The 2260-nt window shown below is 30.1% G+C and carries 2 protein-coding genes; one reads left to right on the top strand and one right to left on the bottom strand.

The window, feature by feature from the left end; all coding sequences use genetic code 11:
- Positions 1-50 precede the first annotated feature (50 nt).
- Positions 51-1466, top strand: a complete 1416-nt coding sequence (locus NE619_RS17705) for an SIR2 family protein (RefSeq protein ID WP_256133817.1) — start codon at positions 51-53, stop codon at positions 1464-1466.
- On the opposite strand, the gene NE619_RS17700 is transcribed toward NE619_RS17705, so the two are convergent.
- Entirely contained in the window at positions 1440-2213 is a 774-nt protein-coding gene (locus NE619_RS17700; protein ID WP_256133816.1) for a toll/interleukin-1 receptor domain-containing protein, read from the bottom strand. The two genes, NE619_RS17705 and NE619_RS17700, sit on opposite strands and share 27 nt — an antisense overlap.
- Between the last annotated feature and the right edge of the window lie 47 nt (positions 2214-2260).

The following is a 2260-nucleotide window of genomic DNA, read 5'->3' as shown; positions in this document are numbered from 1 at the left end:
GGATAATATATAGTTATCAACGATACTAATCATTTTTAAGGGGATTGATTATGGCCACACTATCAGAATTGAAACGACACTATGTAAAAGCAATTCAAGAAGGATATGCTGCTATCTTTGCAGGAGCAGGTCTGTCTCGCCCTTCCGGCTTTGTTGATTGGAAAGATCTTTTAAGAGACCTTGCAGAAGAAATCCAATTAGATGTTGATAAAGAAGCGGATTTAGTTGAGGTTGCTCAATATTATTGTAATGAAAAAAGAGGGCGAGGAGAAATAAACGATAGAATTCTTAACCGGTTTGTTACTGAATCCCAAGAAAATATAAGCATTCAATTATTAGCAGAAATGTCAATACATACATATTGGACAACAAATTATGATCATTTATTAGAAGATACTTTAAAAAACCATGAGAAGCATATTGACATAAAAACAACTCCAGAGAGTCTTGCAACAACTTTATGTGAATCTGATGCGATAATTTATAAAATGCACGGTGACTATCTGGATCCATCAACATGTATCATTACAAAAGATGATTATGAACTATATAATGAAAAACGTCAATTATTCACCACTGCACTTCAAGGTGATTTAGTCACTAAAACCTTCTTATTCATTGGATTTAGTTTTGAAGACCCTAATTTGAAGTATATTCTTAGTAGAATAAGAAACTTATTAAATGAAAATCGTCGCACACATTATTGTTTATTGAAAAAGATTGATAAACAAGACTACTGTAATGACAAAGACTATTACTATGATCTGAATAAACAAAATTTACGTATTCATGATTTAAAAAGATATGGTATTGAAGCTGTTTTAATTGACCATTATAATGAAATTCCAGATATTCTAAAAGAAATTCAAAAAGCATCTAAATGTAACAATATTTTTATTTCTGGTGCTGCTCATGAATACGGTAAGGATTGGGAATCTACAGCACCATTATTTATAAAACATCTTGTCAAAACATTGTATCGCTATCGTTATAGAATTATAACAGGCCATGCAAGGGGCATAGGGAGTTATGTGATAAGTTCTATAATAGAAGAATGTCAATCTAATGTTTCAAAACTAGAAAAACATCTTATGATTAAGGCATTTCCTTATGAAGACAAGAATCGCCCTGATTACACAGATATACGAACTGAATATCGAGAAGGGATATTTAAACATGCTGGAATTGCTATATTTATGTTTGGTAATAAATTAGTTGACAATCAAGTCATCTTGGCCGATGGTGTTTATGAAGAGTTTGAAATCGCGAAAAAATTCAACGCTTACATCATACCCATAGGTTCAACAGGATATGTTGCCAATAATATATGGAAAGAAGTTCACTCAAATCTGGAGAAATATCCTTATTTAAAATCGGAAATAAACGTATTACAAGAATGTACTGATCCAAAAAGAATTACTTCATCTATAATAAATGTATTAGCAAACATTCAAAAGAACTTTTAATTGTTCCATTGCTGCAACAATTGAATTACTTGCAGCAGTATACATACTGTAACTCAAAGGATAATCAGTATCAAAACATGCATCACGTAACATATTACAGAAACGAAAACAAATATCTATAATCTGATTTGGAGATTTTGTTAGCGATTTATAAATAGCATATACCACGCCTCCAATGTTACATATATCTATAATAGCAATGCGTAAGTCCGTTGAAAAATATTCTTTGTTATTAAGTAAGATCATTAATGTGTTTTTACAAGAAAATGTATATCCAGAAAATTCATGTGCAATTTTTTCTAAAGAAGTTGATATAATATCACCATAATATCGACCTACAATTCTACATATTATTTCTAAATCTGCATAATTATTAAAGTGATTATTTTTTAGTTCTTCAAATGCCTGATTTTCTAACCAAGAAAGTGTTTTATATACCGTTAATTTATTCAGGTTTACATAAATGGGAAGAATGTTATTTTTATGTTTATTATTATTTTTCTCACGAAATAATTGAAGCTCTTTTTGGGGCCATTTCCGTGACAAAAAAGCTTCGTCTATAATAGCGATACAGTAAGTAGACTTCGAAATTGCATTTTCAATTTCTTGATATATGCTTGTACCTGTTGTTATCCATTTTTGATCAATCCATGTATTGAATCCAAGGGATGATAATGTTTGAGAAAGAGGGATAGCAATAGTATGTTTTATTTCTTTACTGTGCGAAACAAAAAAGTCTATACACATCTATAATTCTCCATCTATTTTTTGTAATTGATAACTATATATTATCC

It is taken from the genome of Anaerovorax odorimutans (assembly GCF_024459955.1).
GTDB classification, from domain to species: Bacteria; Bacillota; Clostridia; order Peptostreptococcales; family Anaerovoracaceae; genus Hominibacterium; species Hominibacterium odorimutans_A.
This window is presented reverse-complemented; position numbering and strand designations above follow the sequence as displayed.